The sequence below is a fragment of the Pseudomonas sp. GM60 genome, assembly GCF_000282415.1.
Classification (GTDB): Bacteria; Pseudomonadota; Gammaproteobacteria; order Pseudomonadales; family Pseudomonadaceae; genus Aquipseudomonas; species Aquipseudomonas migulae.
The window spans coordinates 113353-131441 of record NZ_AKJI01000049.1 but is presented as its reverse complement, the minus strand read 5'-3'; the positions used below and the strand labels follow the sequence as shown (position 1 = coordinate 131441).

General features: G+C 60.2%; 16 protein-coding genes and 1 pseudogene. 8 read left to right on the top strand and 9 right to left on the bottom strand.

All coding sequences use genetic code 11. The features are described 5' to 3' along the window. Window positions 1-16 precede the first annotated feature (16 nt). From PMI32_RS15760 to PMI32_RS15775, 4 genes are all read right to left on the bottom strand, one after another. The gene (locus PMI32_RS15760; RefSeq protein ID WP_008028945.1) at window positions 17-976 is read right to left on the bottom strand and encodes an alpha/beta hydrolase; all 960 of its coding nucleotides are present in this window, start codon (window positions 974-976) and stop codon (window positions 17-19) included. After that, window positions 977-1870: a KPN_02809 family neutral zinc metallopeptidase gene (gene ypfJ, locus PMI32_RS15765; protein ID WP_008028943.1), complete on the bottom strand. Its 894-nt coding sequence runs from the start codon at window positions 1868-1870 to the stop codon at window positions 977-979. Between the two features lie 260 nt (window positions 1871-2130). Then, window positions 2131-2964, bottom strand: coding sequence for an aldo/keto reductase (locus tag PMI32_RS15770; RefSeq protein WP_008028941.1), 834 nt, complete (start codon window positions 2962-2964; stop codon window positions 2131-2133). Then, window positions 2948-4696 (bottom strand): FAD-dependent oxidoreductase, encoded by a 1749-nt coding sequence (locus tag PMI32_RS15775; protein WP_008028938.1) that lies wholly within the window; start codon window positions 4694-4696, stop codon window positions 2948-2950. The genes PMI32_RS15770 and PMI32_RS15775 overlap by 17 nt, the downstream gene beginning before the upstream one ends. A 173-nt stretch (window positions 4697-4869) precedes the next feature. Here PMI32_RS15775 and PMI32_RS15780 point away from each other — a divergent pair, with 173 nt between their 5' ends. The 4 genes from PMI32_RS15780 to PMI32_RS15795 all read left to right on the top strand — a co-directional run bounded on the left by PMI32_RS15780 (window position 4870) and on the right by PMI32_RS15795 (window position 8767). Next, complete coding sequence (locus PMI32_RS15780; protein ID WP_008028937.1) at window positions 4870-5646, top strand: IclR family transcriptional regulator; 777 nt, start codon at window positions 4870-4872, stop codon at window positions 5644-5646. 237 nt (window positions 5647-5883) lie between these two features. Beyond that, a complete protein-coding gene (locus PMI32_RS15785; RefSeq protein ID WP_008028934.1) occupies window positions 5884-6939 on the top strand; it encodes a Gfo/Idh/MocA family protein in 1056 nt (351 codons plus the stop codon). A gap of 2 nt (window positions 6940-6941) precedes the next feature. Beyond that, a complete protein-coding gene (locus PMI32_RS15790) occupies window positions 6942-7757 on the top strand; it encodes a sugar phosphate isomerase/epimerase family protein (protein ID WP_008028932.1) in 816 nt (271 codons plus the stop codon). A gap of 131 nt (window positions 7758-7888) precedes the next feature. Beyond that, complete coding sequence (locus tag PMI32_RS15795; RefSeq protein WP_008028930.1) at window positions 7889-8767, top strand: DMT family transporter; 879 nt, start codon at window positions 7889-7891, stop codon at window positions 8765-8767. 6 nt (window positions 8768-8773) lie between these two features. Here PMI32_RS15795 and PMI32_RS15800 read toward each other — a convergent pair whose 3' ends face one another. Beyond that, on the bottom strand, window positions 8774-10396 hold the full coding sequence (locus tag PMI32_RS15800; RefSeq protein WP_008028928.1) for a methyl-accepting chemotaxis protein: 1623 nt from the start codon (window positions 10394-10396) through the stop codon (window positions 8774-8776). 95 nt (window positions 10397-10491) lie between these two features. Beyond that, window positions 10492-11748 carry an MFS transporter gene (locus PMI32_RS15805; RefSeq protein ID WP_223414472.1) on the bottom strand — a complete coding sequence of 419 codons (1257 nt, stop codon included), beginning with the start codon at window positions 11746-11748 and terminating at the stop codon, window positions 10492-10494. 434 nt (window positions 11749-12182) lie between these two features. Between PMI32_RS15805 and quiC the strand changes: the two genes are divergently transcribed. Beyond that, a complete protein-coding gene (quiC, locus tag PMI32_RS15810) occupies window positions 12183-14084 on the top strand; it encodes a 3-dehydroshikimate dehydratase QuiC (protein ID WP_008028924.1) in 1902 nt (633 codons plus the stop codon). Between the two features lie 102 nt (window positions 14085-14186). Next, window positions 14187-14864 carry a TetR/AcrR family transcriptional regulator gene (locus PMI32_RS15815; protein WP_008028922.1) on the top strand — a complete coding sequence of 226 codons (678 nt, stop codon included), beginning with the start codon at window positions 14187-14189 and terminating at the stop codon, window positions 14862-14864. An 88-nt stretch (window positions 14865-14952) separates the two neighbouring features. Here the strand turns inward: PMI32_RS15815 and PMI32_RS15820 are convergent, their stop codons facing one another. The 3 genes from PMI32_RS15820 to PMI32_RS15830 all read right to left on the bottom strand — a co-directional run bounded on the left by PMI32_RS15820 (window position 14953) and on the right by PMI32_RS15830 (window position 17305). Beyond that, on the bottom strand, window positions 14953-15807 hold the full coding sequence (locus PMI32_RS15820; protein WP_008028920.1) for a shikimate dehydrogenase: 855 nt from the start codon (window positions 15805-15807) through the stop codon (window positions 14953-14955). Between the two features lie 5 nt (window positions 15808-15812). Beyond that, window positions 15813-16253, bottom strand: coding sequence for a type II 3-dehydroquinate dehydratase (gene aroQ / locus PMI32_RS15825; protein WP_008028918.1), 441 nt, complete (start codon window positions 16251-16253; stop codon window positions 15813-15815). A 140-nt stretch (window positions 16254-16393) separates the two neighbouring features. Beyond that, window positions 16394-17305 carry a LysR family transcriptional regulator gene (locus PMI32_RS15830; protein ID WP_008028916.1) on the bottom strand — a complete coding sequence of 304 codons (912 nt, stop codon included), beginning with the start codon at window positions 17303-17305 and terminating at the stop codon, window positions 16394-16396. 231 nt (window positions 17306-17536) lie between these two features. Between PMI32_RS15830 and PMI32_RS30625 the strand changes: the two are divergent. Both PMI32_RS30625 and PMI32_RS15835 read left to right on the top strand, forming a co-directional pair. Beyond that, window positions 17537-17638 (top strand): annotated as a pseudogene (locus tag PMI32_RS30625) (DUF4160 domain-containing protein); the annotation flags it as partial. Beyond that, window positions 17635-18081, top strand: a complete 447-nt coding sequence (locus PMI32_RS15835) for a DUF2442 domain-containing protein (protein WP_008028914.1) — start codon at window positions 17635-17637, stop codon at window positions 18079-18081. The pseudogene PMI32_RS30625 and the gene PMI32_RS15835, both read left to right, overlap by 4 nt. Window positions 18082-18089 lie beyond the last annotated feature (8 nt).

Genomic DNA, 18089 nt, shown 5'->3' with positions numbered 1-18089 from the left:
GCCCGCGAAGGCGTCATCACTGCCCGAACAAAACCTTCTGCCCCTCCGGCGACGTAAACATCCCATCCCCGTTATGCCCAACCCCGGGCACTTCGATCAATTGCTGATTCAATCCTTGCGGATGGCTGCGCTTCAAAAACTCAAAATAATTGCGCCCGCGAATCAATCGATTAGCGCCCTGGGCTTTCGCCTCACAACTTTTATCCAGTGCCGGATGGTTCGGATCAATGTCCTGCTGCCCCAGTAGATAAACGATGTCACGCTGAACGTAGTTTTCCTCCAGTTGCGCGGGCGTTTGTCCTTCGGCGTAAGCGGGCAAATCTGACAGGCCATACTTCCAGCGGTTGAACGCCGGGCAACCGGCGTGACTGAACGCCACTGGCCGCCGCTCATCGAAATACGCGTAGGAAGACGGGTTGGCGATGACGTAGCGCATGTGCACGCCAGCCGCCTTGAGCTCCGGTTGATCGTGACTCAACAACGCATAACGCTGAACCACCTGAGCGCCGCCCGAGTGGCCCGCGATGACGACATCCTTCACATCCGGAAACTGTCGACGATCGCCGAGCCGGGCGATGATCTGGTCGAGAGCCGCGTAGGAACTCAGCGCAAACGGAGCGGTGGATAAACCGCCGGCCATCCAGTCATTGCCCTGCCAGCGCAACACGGTGTCGGCGACTGGATGGAGTTCCACGTCGGTTTCATTGAGAAATTGCGGAGCGATCACCAACGTGTTGGCGCTTTGCCCTGCTTGCTCTGCCGCACGCTCGGCACTCTGGCGGTAGGTTTCAGCATTGCGCAACCGACCGTGGATGATGATCAGCACACGTTCGATTTTCGCCGGCGCCGGGCCGATGCCCACCGCCATCTCACCTTCTTTCAACAAGAGTCGGCCGGGGCTGATCTCCTTGACCCCATGCTCGGCAGCCTGGGTACAGGTGCAAGTAAACAACAACATCAACAACCACTTTTTCATTTACAGATTTTTCGCCGCAAAGGTATCGCACTGGCCCACCTGGCCTTGCGCAAATCCGGTTTTGAACCAGCGCACCCTTTGCGCCGACGTGCCATGGGTAAACGAGTCCGGCACCACGCGACCCTGGCCTTGCTGCTGCAAGCGGTCGTCGCCGATGGCGTTGGCGGCATTCAAGGCTTCTTCGATGTCGCCCGGCTCCAGCCAGTTCAGGCGTTGCTGTGCATTGTTGGCCCAGACACCCGCGAGGCAATCCGCTTGCAGTTCCTGACGCACCAACAAACCACCGTCACCTTCCATTTGCCGGCCTTGCTGACGGGCTGCCTGAATTTTCGCGGAAACGCCGAGCAAGGTCTGAACATGGTGTCCGACTTCGTGAGCGATCACGTAGGCCTGAGCGAAATCACCCGCAGCGGCAAAGCGTTGCGACATTTCCTGGAAGAAACTCATGTCCAGGTAAACCTTCTGGTCTGCTGGGCAATAGAACGGCCCGGTCGCCGAGGTGGCCAGGCCGCACGCCGAGTTCACCCGGTTGCTGAACAGCACCAGCGTAGGATCTTTATACTGCCGGCCGGCCTGCTGGAAAATCTGGCCCCAGGTGTCTTCGGTGTCACCGAGGATCGAACGTACGAATTCCGCCCCTTCATCATTGGCTGGCGGTGCCTTGCGGGTTTGCGTCGGTGCCGGTGCCGATTGCTCGGTCATCTGCCCGGTGAGTTGGCCGAGGATCTGCAACGGGTCCTGGCCGGTGATCCAGCCGATCCCGACAATCAGAATGATCGCGGTCAGGCTCAGGCCCTTGCCGCCACCAAAACGCATCCCGCCACCACCGCCGCCGACATCATCACCACGGGCATCGACCACGTTGTCGCTGCGTCGGCCTTTTTTCCATAGCATGTGGGAATCCTCTGATTATCGTGGGGATGAGTGTTGCTGGTGAGTGGGAGCGGCGCCAGTCCGGTCGTCCGGCTTTTATGCGGGCGGGAACATTACTGAGTGTATTGAACATGGATAGCCCATCGAATTCCGTCAGGTGATGGGTTTTTTATGACGTCAGGGCGAACGCCCGATGACTTGTAGGAGCCGGCTTGCCGGCGATGGCGATCTTATGGACGCTATCGCCGACAAGCCGGCTCCTACGAAAAGCAGTTATGTGATTACCGGTCGAACGCATCCCACACCGGAGCGAAGTCTGGGCTGACCAGTCGTTCGCGTTTCGACAACCCGGCAATCAACGCCCGGTCTTCGTCATCGAGCTGGACTTCGAGCGAGGCCAGGTTGGCCAGTTGATTAGCCTCGCTACTGGCCTTGGGGATCGCCGCAACGTTTGGTTGATCAAGCAGCCATTTGAGTGCCGCTTGTGTCGGCAGAGCCCCGTGTCTGGCGGCGATCTGCTGGATTTGCGGGATGTCCGAGACCTTGTTGCGGGCTAGCGGCGAGTAGGCCGTCAGTGCCAGGTCATGTTGACGGGCGTAGTCCAGCAGCGCGTTTTGTCCGAGCAACACGTGGTATTCGACCTGAATGGCAGACAGCGGTGCGCCCAGTTCTTCGACGACTTTGCGCAGCAGCGGCAGCGGAAAATTCGCCACGCCGATGTTGCGCGCCAAGCCTTGCTCCTTGAATGACACCAGGGTTTCGATCGTGCGTGGCAGGTCCCAATCGGTGGTCGGCCAGTGGACCATGAACAGATCAACGTAATCGCTGCGCAAGGCCTTGAGGCTGCGGTCCATGGAGTGGCGCATGGCATCGGGTTGCAGTTGATCCCACCAGACTTTGGTGGTGACGTGGATCTGCTCGCGAGGCGTAGGACTGTTCACCAGCGCCTGACCGACAGCGTCTTCGTTGTTGTAGGCGGCAGCGGTGTCGATATGCCGATAACCCAACTTCAACGCCTGTTCAACGGCGCGTGTGCATTCTTCGCCGAGCATCGGCCAGGTGCCGAGGCCGAGTTTGGGCATGTTCAAACCCTGTGCATTAACGATGCGCTGCATGGTCGATCTCCTGTTCGTAAGCAGTGATGCCGGCGATATGTCGCGCGGCGATGTAGCCGAACGTCAGCGCCGGGCCGAGATTAATGCCGCCGGCGGGGTAATGCCCGCCCATGATGCTGGCCATGTCGCCGCCCGCGGCGTACAGCCCGGCGATGGCCTGGCCGGATTCGCCGAGGACCTGGGCGTGTTGATTGACCTTGAGCCCGGCGAAGGTGCCGAAGCAGCCGGGCTGGACCTTCACCGCGTAAAACGGCCCTTGCTCGATGGGGGCGACGCACGGGTTGGGTTGCTGCAAGGCGTCACCCTGTTTGCGGTTGTAAGGCGTCGAACCGCGGCCAAACAAGGGGTCTTCACCGTTGCGCGCATGCTGGTTGTAGTCCGCCACAGTGCTGCGCAAGCCGTTTGGGTCGATGCCGCAGGCGTGGGCCAATTCCTCGATCGTGTTGCCGGTTTTCAGATAGCCGCTGCGGATAAAGGATGACAACGGAACCGGAAAAGGCCGAGAGATGCCCAGCCCATATCGGCGTTGAAAACCATGGGTGCAAATCAGCCAGGAGGCAACCTCTTCGCCGGCAGGCGCAGCGGCAACCATGGCCGTTACATAGTCGTAGTAGCCGTTCGCTTCATTGACGAAGCGCTGGCCGTTGCTCAGTACGCCGATGATCCCCGGTTTGCCCCGTTCGATGATGTGCGGGAAGTGACCGATGCTGCCATCCCTGTGTGGCACTTGCGAGACCGGCGCCCACGCTACGGGAGAGGCCATGTCGGTGTTGACCCGGGCCCCGGCGCTTTCGCCCAGGCGCAAACCGTCACCGGCCACGCCGAGGGGGGGCAGCGCCCAGTGTTCGTTGCCGGTCGGTGTGCGCGGGAACAGTGCCTTGCGCCGCTCGATGTCATTGGCAAACCCACCGGCCGCAAGCACCACAGCTTTGCGCGCATGGATGCGGACCTTGCCCTTGGCGGTGCTCACCAGCGCGCCCCGGACCTGATCGCCTTCGCGAAGCAACTCACTGACAGGCGCTGATTCCCAGAGCAGTACGCCAAGGTCTTCGGCAGATTTTGCCAGGCGTGCGACCAGCGCCACGCCGTTGACCAGTTGCATCGCCCGGCCATGCACAATGAGGTCGAGCAGGTGCCGGGTGAAGCGCCGGGTGACGTGCCACGCGGCGGGCACCGAACGGGTCAGGTTGAGAAACGCGGCCAGGTCCGCCCCCGCCATGATCGGCATGCCCATGAACGAAGTTTCCCGCATGGTTTTGCGAAGACGCCTCAGCAGCTTGCCGACTTTTCGCCCGTCATAGGGCGCAGCGATCACCGAACGTCCGCCCGTACCGGCACCAGGCGTATCGCCATGTATGTCGGCGATGGCATTGCCATCGGCGAATTGCAGCGAGGTGTGCTGTTCGAAAAAGGCGACCATCCGTGGGCCCGCCTCAAGGAACGCATCGATCATTGCCGGTTCGTAACGCTCACCGAGTTCATGCTTGAGATAGGTGCGCGGCAACTCGACGTCTTCGACGATGCCGGCGCGGCGGGCCAGAGGATTGCACGGCACCCAGGCCCAGCCGCCGGACCACGCCGTGGCTCCGCCGAATACCGGGTCTTTCTCCACCACGATGACTTTCAATCCGTGCCATGCAGCGGTAACCGCTGCCGATAACCCGGCTGCACCGGAGCCGACGACCAATACATCGCAGTCGATGTCTGGAGAGCTGTGGGATTCGGCAGGCATTGTTTAAAACTCCAGTGCATATTTTTAGAATTTGATTCCAGAAAATATAGCGACATGAATCCGCTCGGCAACCGCTCAGCCGATAAAACGGGCGGTTACCGAACAAGCAGTTCCAGATTTCGCATTAGGCGGTTTGTCTTCTAGAATCGGGCAAATTTCAGGCGGAACCTTCCATGGCCGGCAGTCAGATCGAACGTGTTTTCAGCGTGCTGGAAAGCCTCACCAGTGACCCTCGCGGCCTGCCGATGCAGACGCTGGCAGAGCAACTGGACATCCCTAAAAGCGCGACTCATCGCTTGCTCGCCGAGCTGATTCGGCTGGGTTACGTGCGGCAGAATCCGGATAACCTGCGCTATCACTTGTCGACCAAACTGGTGGCCATGGGGTTTCGTTATCTGTCGGGAAGCGGCGCCGATATCGTGCAGCCAGTGCTTGATCGCCTGGCCCAGGAAACCGGCGAACTGGTGCGCCTCGGGGTCATCGAGGGCGAGCGTCAAACCTGGATCGCCAAGTCCCAGGGTGCCCGCTCCGGTCTGCGTTACGACCCGGATATGGGCCGTGATGCGCCACTGTTTTACACGGCGTCGGGCCATGCGTGGCTGGCCTGCATGAGCGATGCCGAAGCGTTGTCGCTGGTGGAACGCCAGGGCGGCGAGCGGCCAAAAGACCTCGGGCCGAACGCGCCGCGCTCCAACATTGAATTGCTCGAGCGCCTGCGTCTGGCGCGAGAGCAGGGCTACGCCTGGGTTGAAGAGAGTTCGGCGGTGGGCACTTCGGCGATTGCGGCGGTGGTGCGTCACCCGAGTGATGGGCGAGTGATCGGGGTGCTGAGCATTGCCGGACCGAGCGCGCGGATGCCGGGGGCGCGGCTGCATGAGTTGGCGCCGTTGTTGTTGAGATTTGCCGAAGAGTTGTCGGCGGCGAGTCTCGCGTCAGAATTCTTCAGTTAACCACCGCCGCACAGGTAACCCTGTGGGAGCGGGCTTGCTCGCGAATGCGGTCTATCAGCGCATAAATGCTGCGACTGACACACCGCATTCGCGAGCAAGCCCGCTCCCACATGGATCTTTGTTCGCCGGAAAGTTGTGCGTTGTTCGCACGCTTTCGTGAATCGCTTGTGTAAGAATCTGGAACCAGGTTCTAAATTGTTGAGGGTCAACCAACAATAATCACAAGAGGACCGCACCATGACTTCGCCCGTTCGCATCGCCCTGATCGGTGCCGGCAACATGGGCCAGCAGCATTACCGGCATCTGCACACCCTGAAGGACGCGACCCTGTGCGCGGTAGCCGATCCTGGCCCGCAAGCGGCAGGCCTCGCCGCCGAATGGGGCGTGGGGTATTTCTCCGATCACCGTCAGATGCTGGAGCAGGTGAAGCCGGACGCGGTCATCGTGGCCAACCCGAACACGCTGCACGTCAGCACCGCGCTCGATTGCCTGGCTGCCGGCGTGCCGGTCCTGCTGGAAAAACCGGTCGGCGTGCACCTGGATGAGGCGCGCGAGTTGGTGGTTGCCTCGAAAGCCACCGGCGTCCCGGTGCTGGTCGGCCATCATCGTCGGCACAATCCACTGATCGTCCGCGCCCGCGAACTGGTGCAAAGCGGTGCTTTGGGACGGCTGACGACGGTGACGGCGCTCTGGCAATTGCGCAAACCCGACAGTTATTTCGAAACGCCGTGGCGCCGCGAACCAGGCGCGGGAATGTTGCTGACCAACCTGATCCATGACCTCGATCTGCTGCGCCATCTGTGCGGCGAAGTGCGGCAGGTTCAAGCGATCACCAGCAATGCCGTGCGCGGGTTTGCCAACGAGGATTGTGCGGCGGTGTTGCTGCAATTCGACAACGGCGCACTGGGCAGCCTCACCGGTTCCGACGCGGTGGCGGCGCCCTGGAGTTGGGAGCTGGATTCCGGGGAGAACCCGGTGTATCCGCGTCAGGCGGATCAGCCGTGTTACTTGCTGGCCGGTACCGGCGGCGCGTTGAGCATTCCGCAACTCAAGCGCTGGCATTACGCCGACGCTGATGGGGGATGGCATCAACCCTTGTTGCCGATGCAGGAAAGTGTCAGCGCCGATGAAGCCCTGGGTTTGCAGTTGCAGCATTTCGTGCGCGTGGTGCGTCGGGAAGTCGAACCGTTGGTCAGCGCTGCCGATGCGGCACGCACACTGGCGTTGATCGAAGCCATCCGCGAAGCCGCCGAAACCGGTCGCGCCTGCACCCCCGTGGTGATCGAGGAATGAACATGAATGAACGGATCTTTTCCCTGGCCAGCCTGACGGTACTGGAGTTGTCACCGCCGCAGATGGTGGACGTCGCGGCACGTGCCGGGTACAGCCACGTGGGACTGCGCCTTGAGCCGGCGACACCCGAAGAACATCACTTTGCGCTGGTAGCCGATGTCGGTTTGCGGCGTGAGACGCTGACGCGGCTGCGCGACACCGGTATTCGTGTGCTGGATGTTGAAATCCTGCGTCTTAAACCGGAAACGGTCGTCGCCGACTTCGAGAAAATTCTGGCAGTCGGTGCGGAGTTTGGTGCCAGTGAATTGCTGGTGGCGGGTAATGATTCTGACGAGCAACGGCTGACGGAAAACTTCGCCCGGCTTTGTGATCTGGCGGCGCCTTACGGACTGCACCCGCACCTGGAGTTCATGCCCTGGACTGATGCGCGCAATCTTGAACAAGCGGTGCGCATTGTCGAAAACGCTGATCGTGAAAACGGCGCGGTATTGGTTGATGCTTTCCATTTCGACCGCTCAGGTTCTCGGCTGGAAGATCTGGCCAAAGTCGCCCCGTCACGGTTACGGTATGCGCAGTTGTGCGATGTGGCGGGGCCGCGTCCGACGGACATGGCGGAGATTTTGCGTCAGGCCCGCAACGAGCGACGTTTTCCGGGTGATGGCGATTGTGATCTGGCGGGGTTGTTGCAGTGTTTGCCGGCCGATATTCCGCTAAGCCTGGAGATTCCGACGGTGAAGTTGTTGGAGCAGGGCGTGAGCGGGTTGCAACGGGCGCAGATGGCGCTGGATAAGGCCCGGGAATTGTTGGCAAGAATCTAGAAGGTGCTGCGCACCTGTTCGCGGGCAAGCCACGCTCCTACAAGGAATATGGATAACCCTGTAGGAGCGTGGCTCGGTCTGGGCGGCACTCCGACGAAGCTTTTGACTTTCGAAGTAAAAAAGGATCCCCAATGACCGTCAGCACCCCGCTCTCCGGCGTAAACCAACCCTTCAAAGGGATTTTGCTGATCGTCTTCGCCACCTTTCTCTTCTCCAGCCATGACGCCTTGTCGAAATACCTTTCGGGGTTCTACCCGATTGTCATGGTGGTGTGGGCCCGGTATGTGGTTCACACCTTGTTGATGGCAGGGATTTTTCTGCCGCAATCCGGGCTGCGAGTCCTACGCACCAAACGGCCGTTGCTGCAGTTGCTGAGGGCGTTGTGCCTGTTGGGCACCAGTCTGTTTTTCACCACCGGCTTGCAGTACATCCCGTTGGCCGAAGCCACCGCGGTCAACTTTCTTGCGCCGGTCCTGGTGACTGCGCTGTCGGTGCCGCTGCTGCGTGAGCGCGTCACCCGTGGCCAATGGATCGCGGTGATTTGCGGATTTATCGGCGTATTGATCATCGTCCACCCCGGCGGTGATCTGTTTACGCCAGCGGTGCTGCTGCCGCTCTGTTCGGCGCTGTTTTTCTGCTTCTATCAATTGCTCACCCGCAAGCTCAGCAGCGTCGACAGCCCGACCACCAGCAACTTTTTCGCCGGGTTGTGCAACACCCTGGTAATGAGCGCGCTGGTGCCGTTCTTCTGGCAAGTACCGAGCCTCGGGCATGGATTGATGATGGTGGCGCTGGGTGCGTGCGGGATGACGGCGCACTTGTTTCTGACTCAGGCATTCCGCTACGCCGCCCCTGCGCTGTTGGCGCCGTTCGGCTATTGCCAGATTGTCTTCGCCGGTTTGCTCGGCTGGTTGCTGTTTTCCCACACGCCGACCCTGACCACGGTGGTCGGGATCGCGGTGATTTGCTGCAGCGGTTTGGCGGCGGCCTGGCAGCAAAGCCGTCGCTGAACAGGGTCAGAATCTGAAGCGCACCACCAGGTTTTGCAGGCCGGTCGCCAGTTGCGACAATTCCTGGCTGGTGGCGCTGGTCCGGGTCGAGGCGTCGGCACTTTCCAGCGACAGGTCGCGGATGTTCAGCAAATTGCGATCCACCTCGCGGGCCACTTGCGCCTGTTCCTCTGACGCGCTGGCGATCACCAGATTACGTTCATGGATCTGTTCCATTGCCCGGGTGATTTCTGCCAGTGCCAGACCCGCCTGTTCGGCAATCGACAAGGTGTCGGCGACGCGCTGACTGTTGTCGTGCATCGACAGCACCACGCTGTCGGTATCGCCCCGCACCCGGCCAATCATCTGCTCGATTTCGCGGGTCGATTGCTGGGTGCGATGAGCCAGTGCCCGTACTTCATCGGCCACCACTGCAAACCCACGCCCGGCTTCCCCGGCGCGGGCGGCCTCGATGGCGGCATTGAGCGCGAGCAGGTTGGTCTGTTCGGCGATGGCGCGGATCACGTCCAGCACCTTGCCGATTTCCCGGGATTGCTCGGCCAGCGTTTGCACCTGTTGCAGAGCGAGGCCGGCATTGCTGCTCATCGCCTGAATCGAATCCAGTGTCTCAATGACCCGCGTCTGGCCCTGGTTGGCTTGCTGCGTAGACAGGCGAGTGCTGTCGGAAGTCGACACCGCGTTACGTGCGACTTCTTCCACCGCGACCGTCATCTCGTTGACGGCCGTGGCGGCTTGTTCGATTTCATTGTGTTGCTGTTGCAGTCGAGCGGAATCCTGCCGAGTGTTCTGATTCATCTGCAGCGCAGCCGCCGCCAATTGCGTCGAGGTGCCGCTGATCAGTTGCAGGGTTTCGCGCAGGCTGGTTTGCATGGCCGACAAGGCCTTGAGCAAACGTGCGGTTTCATCGCTGCCGTGGCTGTGGATCGGTTTACTCAAGTCACCGGCGGCGACTTGCTCGGCTACGGCGACAGCCTGACGGATCGGAACGACGATGCTGCGAATCAGCAGCCAGGCCAGGCACAAGGTCAGGAGCGCAACGGCGATCAGCGCACCGATCACGGTGAACTTCACCTGGTTGTAAAGCGAGTCGGCCTGGTTGGCCGACAGGCTGACTTCATTGGCGGCAAGGGCCATCAATTCGGCGAACTGGTCACCGGTCTGGGTCGAGTACTCCTGGATTTTGCCGTTGAGCAACGCGGTCATGTCTTCGCTGCGGTTCTCCCGCGACAGCGCTTCGTATTGCGCCAACGCCTGACGGTAACGGGTGACGGTGGCAACGAACTTTTCGTACGGCTCCCGGTTGTAATCACCGACCAGCGGGGTGAATTTTTCCAGCGTCTCGCCCAGCCAGCCTTGTACTTGATGCAGGCGTGTGACGGTCGCATCGAGCACTTTGGGGTCGCGGTTGAGGGCCATGCGCAGGCTGAGTACGCGAATGCTCAGGACGTAGTCGCGGATTTCACCCAGGTAGCGAACGCTCGGCAGGGAGATGTTTTCCGTGTGCTGACCGGTGGCGCGGACCTGCGCAACCTGTTTGAGGGCGAACAATCCCTGCAACAGAACCAGCAGGGCGATAACGCCGAAGCTGATCACGGCGCGTTTGGCAATGCTCAAGTGACCTGGGGACATGGTGGGTCTCTGTGGTGTTGAGAAAAAAGGGGGCATTCATAAATCCTGCGCATAAAAAAACGCAGGCCCGGGATCAGGCCTGCGTTTGGGGTGTATCAGTTTTCGACTGTAGGAATCTTGCGCGGCGCCATGAAGTACATCCAGGTCAGCGCGATGAAGTACATCGCCGGAATGATGGTGAACAGCACGGTGTAGTTGTTGTTGGTGATGGTCAGAATGTGGCCGACCAACTGGGTCATGAACATCCCGCCGATCGCCGCACACATGCCGCCGAAGCCGAACACCGTACTCATCATGTGTTTAGGCGTGTAGTCCATCACCAGGCTCCAGATGTTCGCGGTCCAGGCCTGGTGTGCACCGATGGCCAGGGAGATCGCAAACACCGCCACCCACAGGCTGCTCGAACCGGCGGCCATGACCACGCCGATGATGCAGCAGGCGAACAGGAACATCGACATCAGGCGGGCCTTGATCGGGTTGATCCCGCGGCCGATCAGGAACGAGGACAGGATGCCGCCGCCAACGCTGCCGAAGTCAGCGGTGAGGTAGATGATGATCAGCGGGATACCCATCTGGGTCACGTTGATCCCCAGGTTGTATTGCTGATTGAGGAACGGCGGCAGCCAGTACAGGTAGAACCAGAACACCGGCGCGGTGATCGAGTAGGCGAGGGCGAAGGCCCAGGTGCCACGCATGCGCAGGATTTTGGAGAACGGTACGCGGGATTGTTCCGGTTCGACTTCCTTCTGGATGTAGTCCAGTTCCGATTGTTTAACGCTTGGGTGATCTTCCGGGTTGAAGTACTTCAGGCCCCAGAACAGCAGCCAGATACCGCCCAGCGACGCCATGCACAGGAACGCGGCTTGCCAGCCCCACACATGCAGGATCAGTGGCAGCAGCATCGGGGTGAACATCGCACCGACGTTGGTGCCGGCGTTGAAAATGCCGGTGGCCACGGCACGCTCGCCGGCCGGGAACCACAACCGCGTGGTTTTCACGCAAGCCGGGTAGTTGGCGGCTTCGGTCAGCCCGAGGATAAAGCGGCAAACCATGAAGCCGACCGCTGACGTGGCCAGGCCGTGGGCGCCGGTCGCCAGGCTCCAGAGCAGCACTGCGCAGAAGAACACGCGCTTCACGCCGACCCGGTCGATCAAGCGGCCTTGCAGCACGAAACCGATGGCGTAGCCGACCTGGAACCAGAAGTTGATGTTGGCGTAGTCCATCGCCGTCCAGCTCATTTCCTTGGCCAGGATCGGCTGCATCACGCCCAGTGCGGCACGGTCGATGTAGTTCAGGGTGGTGGCGAAAAACACCAGCGCCAGCATGCCCCAACGGGTCTTGCCGACGGCCATGGCGCCGCGGATCTTGTCGCCGATGCCACCGACGGCAGGAGTCGTGGAGGAACGCTCCACGGGAGAGCTTTGAGAAGGAGTCATGTAGGCCACCGATTATTTTTATGTGGTGTTCTGAGTCTTGGGTCACCGAGACCGATGGTTGTGACCGGACTCAATGTGTAGTGGATGGTGGGCAGTGGACGAAAAATCGTCAATTCGCCAAAGGCCATTGTGTTCGATAATCGCACGGAAAACTAACCGGATAGTACACTTTGAATTGCTGTGCTCGATACTACAGCCAATAATTTACTCCATGAAAAACGCGGTCCCTTGTAGGAGCCGGCTTGCTGGCGATGGCGTCCTCAAGATTGCCTTCGCGAGCAAGCTTCGCTCCTACAAAAAATGCGTGCAATGCCCCTAACAAGATGGTCTCCACCACCGGGAGTCGAAACATGCAGCGTTCCATTGCCACCGTGTCCTTGAGCGGTACCCTGCCGGAAAAACTCGAAGCCATTGCCGCCGCCGGTTTCGACGGGGTGGAGATTTTCGAGAACGACCTGCTCTATTACGACGGCAGTCCTCGGGAAATTAAACAGATGTGCGCCGATCTCGGGATCGCCATCACGCTGTTTCAACCGTTCCGTGATTTCGAAGGCTGCCGCCGCGACCGCCTGCCGCGCAATCTGGAGCGGGCCGAGCGCAAGTTCGACCTGATGCAGGAACTGGGCACTGACCTGGTGCTGGTGTGCAGCAACGCTTCCGCCGATTCCGTGGGTGATGAGCAAATCCTCATCGACGACTTGCGCCTGCTGGCCGAGCACGCCGGTGCGCGTGGTCTGCGAATCGGTTACGAGGCGTTGGCCTGGGGCCGACACGTCAACACCTGGCAGCAGGTGTGGAACATCGTTCGCCAGGCGGACCACCCAAGTCTGGGCGTGTTGCTGGACAGTTTCCACACGTTGTCGCTCAAGGGCGATCCGAGTGCCATCGCCGACATTCCCGGCGAGAAAATCTTCTTCGTGCAAATGGCTGACGCGCCGATCCTGGCCATGGACGTGCTGGAGTGGAGCCGGCATTTCCGCTGCTTCCCGGGCCAGGGCGAATTCGATTTGCCGGGGTTCCTCGCACCGATCATCAAAAGTGGCTACACCGGGCCGTTGTCGCTCGAGATCTTCAACGACGGCTTCCGCGCCGCACCGCCACGGGCCAACGCCGCCGATGGTTTGCGTTCGTTGCTGTACCTGGAAGAGAAGACCCGCGAGCGGCTGGCGCAGGAAACCAAACCTGCGGCCAGCCCGGACATTCTGTTCGAGACGCCGAAGGCCAGTGAATACAACGGCATCGAATTTCTTGAGTTCGCCGTGGACGAAAGCCTCGGCGCCAGGCTTTCTCATTGGCTGGAGCGGCTGGGCTTCGTCAAGGCCGGCCAACACCGTTCAAAAAGCGTGAGCCTGATGCGTCAGGGCGACATCAACCTGATTCTCAACTCCGAGCCCTATTCGTTTGCCCACAGCTTTTTTGAAGCTCATGGCCCGTCGCTTTGCGCCACTGCGGTGCGGGTCAATGACAGCGCCAGCGCGCTGGCCCGGGCCGTGGCTTACAAAGGTCAGCCTTATCGCGGACTGGTCGGCCCCAATGAGCTGGAACTGGCTGCGGTGCGCGCGCCGGATGGCAGCCTGATTTACCTGGTGGACCAGGACGCCGATGTCTACGGCACCGACTTCAATCTGCAACCGACGGAAACGGCCAGCGGTGGCCTCAAGCGCATCGACCACATGGCCATGGCGCTGCCGGCCGACAGCCTCGACAGTTGGGTGCTGTTCTACAAAAGCCTGCTGGATTTCGAAGCCGATGACGAAGTGGTGCTGCCCGATCCGTATGGTCTGGTAAAGAGCCGGGCACTGCGTAGCCGCGACAGTTCGATCCGCTTGCCGCTGAACATTTCCGAGAACCGCAACACCGCGATCTCACACGCGCTGTCGAGTTATCGCGGCTCCGGTGTGCATCACATCGCGTTTGACTGCGACGATATCTTTGCCGAAGTCCGTCGGGCCAAGGAGGCGGGCGTACCGCTGCTGGATATCCCGCTCAACTATTACGATGACCTGGCGGCGCGGTTCGATTTCGACGACGAATTCCTCAGCGAACTGGCTTATTACAACGTGCTCTACGACCGTGATGCCCAGGGCGGTGAGTTGTTCCACGTTTACACCGAGCCGTTCGAAGGGCGGTTCTTCTTTGAAATCATCCAGCGCAAGAACGGCTATGCCGGTTACGGCGCGGCCAACGTGGCGGTGCGGCTGGCGGCGATGGCCAAATCCCGCAGCGGCGCCATTCGTCAGGCGAAGTTGTAGCAATTTCGTAAACGCGAGGTTAAACCGCTGCCGCGCGGCTTCCTTCACTGTGCCGTGCGGCTCATAATCGCCAGCCTGTGCAGTGATGGCCGTGAGCCCGCAATGACAATGACATCAGAACTCTCCGTAGCGCCCGACGAACCCTTGGCCGAGCCACGCAAGAGTCGCAAGAACAACCCGGAAAAGACCCGCGAGAACATTCTTCAAGAGGCCATTGTAGAGTTCGTCCAGCAGGGGCTTTCCGGCGCTCGCGTCGATGCGATCGCCGAGCGTATCCACACCTCCAAACGCATGATCTATTACTACTTCGGCAGTAAGGAACAGCTCTACATCGAGGTGCTGGAGAAACTCTACGGCGATATCCGCAGCACCGAAAACCGCCTGCACCTGGCCGAACTGGCACCGGTGGAGGCGATTCGGCGGTTGGTGGAATTCACCTTCGATCACCATGATCGCAATGTCGATTTCGTGCGCATCGTCAGCATCGAGAACATTCACAACGCCGAATTCGTGAAGCGCTCCGATGCGATCAAGGCGATGAACAACACCATTCTTGATTCACTTGGCGTGATATTGCGTCGCGGGGCTGAAGAGGGTGTGTTCCGGGCGGGGCTTGAGCCCTTGGATGTGCATCTGTTGATCAGTTCGTTCTGCTTCTATCGCGTGTCGAACCGCCATACGTTTGGTGAGATTTTTCAGATCGACCTGCCGGACGAAAGCATCAAGCAGCGTCATCGGGAGATGATTTGCGAGTCGGTGTTGCGATACCTGCAGGCCTGACGCCTTCGCGGGCGAGCCTCGCTCCTACAGGTTTTGCGTTGATCTGTAGGAGCGAGGCTTGGTCTGGGCGGCATTCCGACGAAGCTTTTCAGCTATTCATGCTTTGAAAATGCGCCAGCATTCGCTGCGCATCCGGCACCACGCCGCTGAACAATTCAAACGCCTTCACCGCCTGAAACACCGCCATGTTGCCGCCATCCAGTGTGCGGCATCCCAAGGCGCGGGCGTTGCGCAGCAGTTCGGTTTCCAGCGGGAAGTACACGATCTCTGCCACCCACAACTGTGGCCTTAGCAACTCCACCGGGACCGGCATGCCAGGCAGTTTTTTCATGCCCATGGGCGTGGTGTTTACCAGACCGTCAGCTTGAGCCAGCGTGCTTGGCAGATCATGACCCGGCACCGCGCGGCCAGTGCCAAAATGCTGATTAAGGTTGTTCGCCAACGCCAAAGCGCGACTGTTGTCCACATCGAAAATGCTCAGCCGCTGTACGCCTTCGCTCAATAGCGCGTGGGCCACCGCCGCCCCGGCACCACCGGCGCCCATCTGGACGACACGCTCAAGGGCAACGCCCTGCAAGCCACGGCGAAAACCTTCGGCAAAACCCAGGCAGTCGGTGTTGTGGCCGATGCGTCTGCCGTCCTTCAACACCACCGTGTTCACCGCGCCGATACCGCGGGCTTCCGGCGACAATTCGTCGAGCAGGGGGATGATCGACTGCTTGCACGGAAAGGTGATGTTCAGGCCGGTGAAGTTCATACGTTCCGCCGCCATCAACAGGTCGGGCAGGGCGCTGCTGTCGAGTTTCAACTGATCGAGGTCGATCAGGCGGTAGAGGTAACGCACACCCTGGGCGTCGCCTTCATGTTCATGCAGTGCGGGCGTACGGGACGCCTGAATGCCGGCGCCGATCAGCCCGGCCAGTACCGCGTTGTTCTGAGTCACGGCGTTCACCCTTTCAAGCGCAGGCTGAAATGCTCCAGCGCCAGGCGATAGCCGTGGCTGCCGAAACCGGCCATTACTGCGGTGGCAATGGCTGAAACAAAGGAGTGGTGGCGGAAAGGTTCACGAGCATGGACGTTGGACAGGTGGACTTCGATCACCGGCAATTCGCTGGCGACCAGGGCGTCACGAATGGCGACGGAGGTGTGGGTCCAGGCGGCGGGGTTGATGACGATCCCGGCGCAACGACCGCGGGCGGCGTGAATCCAGTCGAGCAGTTCGCCTTCATGGTTGGTCTGGCGAAACTCCACCGCCAGGCCGAACTCTTCGGCGGCCCGGCCGCACAACGCTGCGATATCCGCCAGGGTTTCGTGGCCGTAAGTTGCCGGTTCACGGGTGCCGAGCAAGTTCAGGTTCGGGCCGTTGAGCACCAGAACGATAGGGTTCATCAGGGTCTCTCCACATATTATTTTTGGCATGGGCTGATGTTTCAGCCTGTGGAGATAAATTGTACTAGATGGTTAATTTGGTCAATTGAACAGGCGCCAGGACGGAGGTTTGTGTGCGGTGATCGGACGGTTTCGGCATCTCAACGCGGCAAATGCTCGATCAGAAAATCAATAAACGCCCGTAATCGCAGAGGCACATGGCGGCTTTGCGGGTAAAGCAGGGTGAATGGTCGTGACCGCCCGCCGTAAGGTTTGAGGATTTCCACCAGCGAGCCATCGGCCAGCTCTTTTTCGACGATAAAACGATAAGTCTGGAAGAGACCCGCTCCATGTTTGGCCAGGGTCACACCGCCCAGCACGTCGTCGGAACAACTGAGATCGCCCTCGGCGAGGATTTCGCGCTGCACGCCATCGTCGTTGAACAGCCAGGCAATCCGCCGACCGCTGCTGGGCAAATCGTACTGGATGCATTCATGATTTTTCAGGTCATCCAGGGTTTGCGGCGTGCCCGCGCGCTTCAGGTAATCGGGGCTGGCGATCATCACCAATTGCGCGTCCTCCAGTTGCCGGGCGATCAGCCCGGAATCCGGAATCGCCCGCACGCGGATGGCCAGGTCATAGCCTTCACCGACGAAATCGATGTTGCGATTGCTGATGTGCGACTCGACTTTCACCTGCGGAAAACGCTCCCGAAACGCTGGCAGCAACGGCAGGATCCGGTGATGCGCATACGTCGTGGGAATACTGATGCGCAAGGTGCCGGAAGGCTCTTGCTGCTGGCCCATCACCTCGCGCTGAGCTTCGACCAATTGCGCCAGCGCCTGACGACATTCTTCGTAATACCGACGCCCGCTATCCGTCAGTTTGACGCTGCGAGTGGTGCGCGCGAACAGCCGCACACCCAAGCGTTCTTCCATGCGCGAGACGGACCGACTCACCGCTGCCGGCGTCACGCCAGCGACCAGCGCGGCGGCGGTAAAGCTGCCAGCTTCAGCGGCGAGGCAAAACAGTTCGATGCTGCCGAGCTGAAGATCGTCGAATGTTCGCTGCATGATTGATTACACCGGGGATCAAATGGAGGGCCTGATGCAGTGTTTATCAAATTGCGGAAAGGATTGCTTACCATTTTTGCAGCTAATCGCCACGCCCGATGCGAGTTGGAACGCTAGCCTCAAGTTCGGGCGATAACGTGCAGGCTTGCACCGGTTATCGGATTTTCAAAGGAATGACGAGTCATTGGGCTCAATAACCTAACGGATGGGTTAGCATGAGATTGTTCCTCCAGTGCGACCAACATGATTTATTCGGCTTGCTATGAGCCCGAGACGAACAAGACCTTGCTGGCGCTGTTTGGCGTTTCGGAGGGTGTGGAGATCAAGTTATGAAATCGATAGAGGCGAAAACACTGGCGGATCGGCCTGTGACAGAGACCGCGCTGGATACGGCTATCCGTCGTGGGCAAGTGCGCCACAAAGCTGGTTTGCACGTGACGGCCGTGTCCTATGTGGAGCCGTGTCTGGCAGTCAGTTTCGTTGATGGCAGTGGCGTGCTGCTGCCGGTGCAGCACTATCCGGAGTTCGATGGATTCGAGGTCGAGGATTTCGCCGACCTGAAAGTCGGCTTTTCCGGAACCGCCCTCTGCCATGAGGGCAAGGATTTGCATGTCTCCATCGCCGGCATGATCTCGGCGAGCAAGCCGCTGATGGACATGGCCGCCTCGGTCATTGCTTCGCGCAATGGTCGCCAAAGCAGCGCAGCCAAAGCAGAGGCTGCGCGGGCCAATGGTCGCAAGGGCGGACGTCCGCGCAAGCCAGACATCACCGAATGAGCACGCAC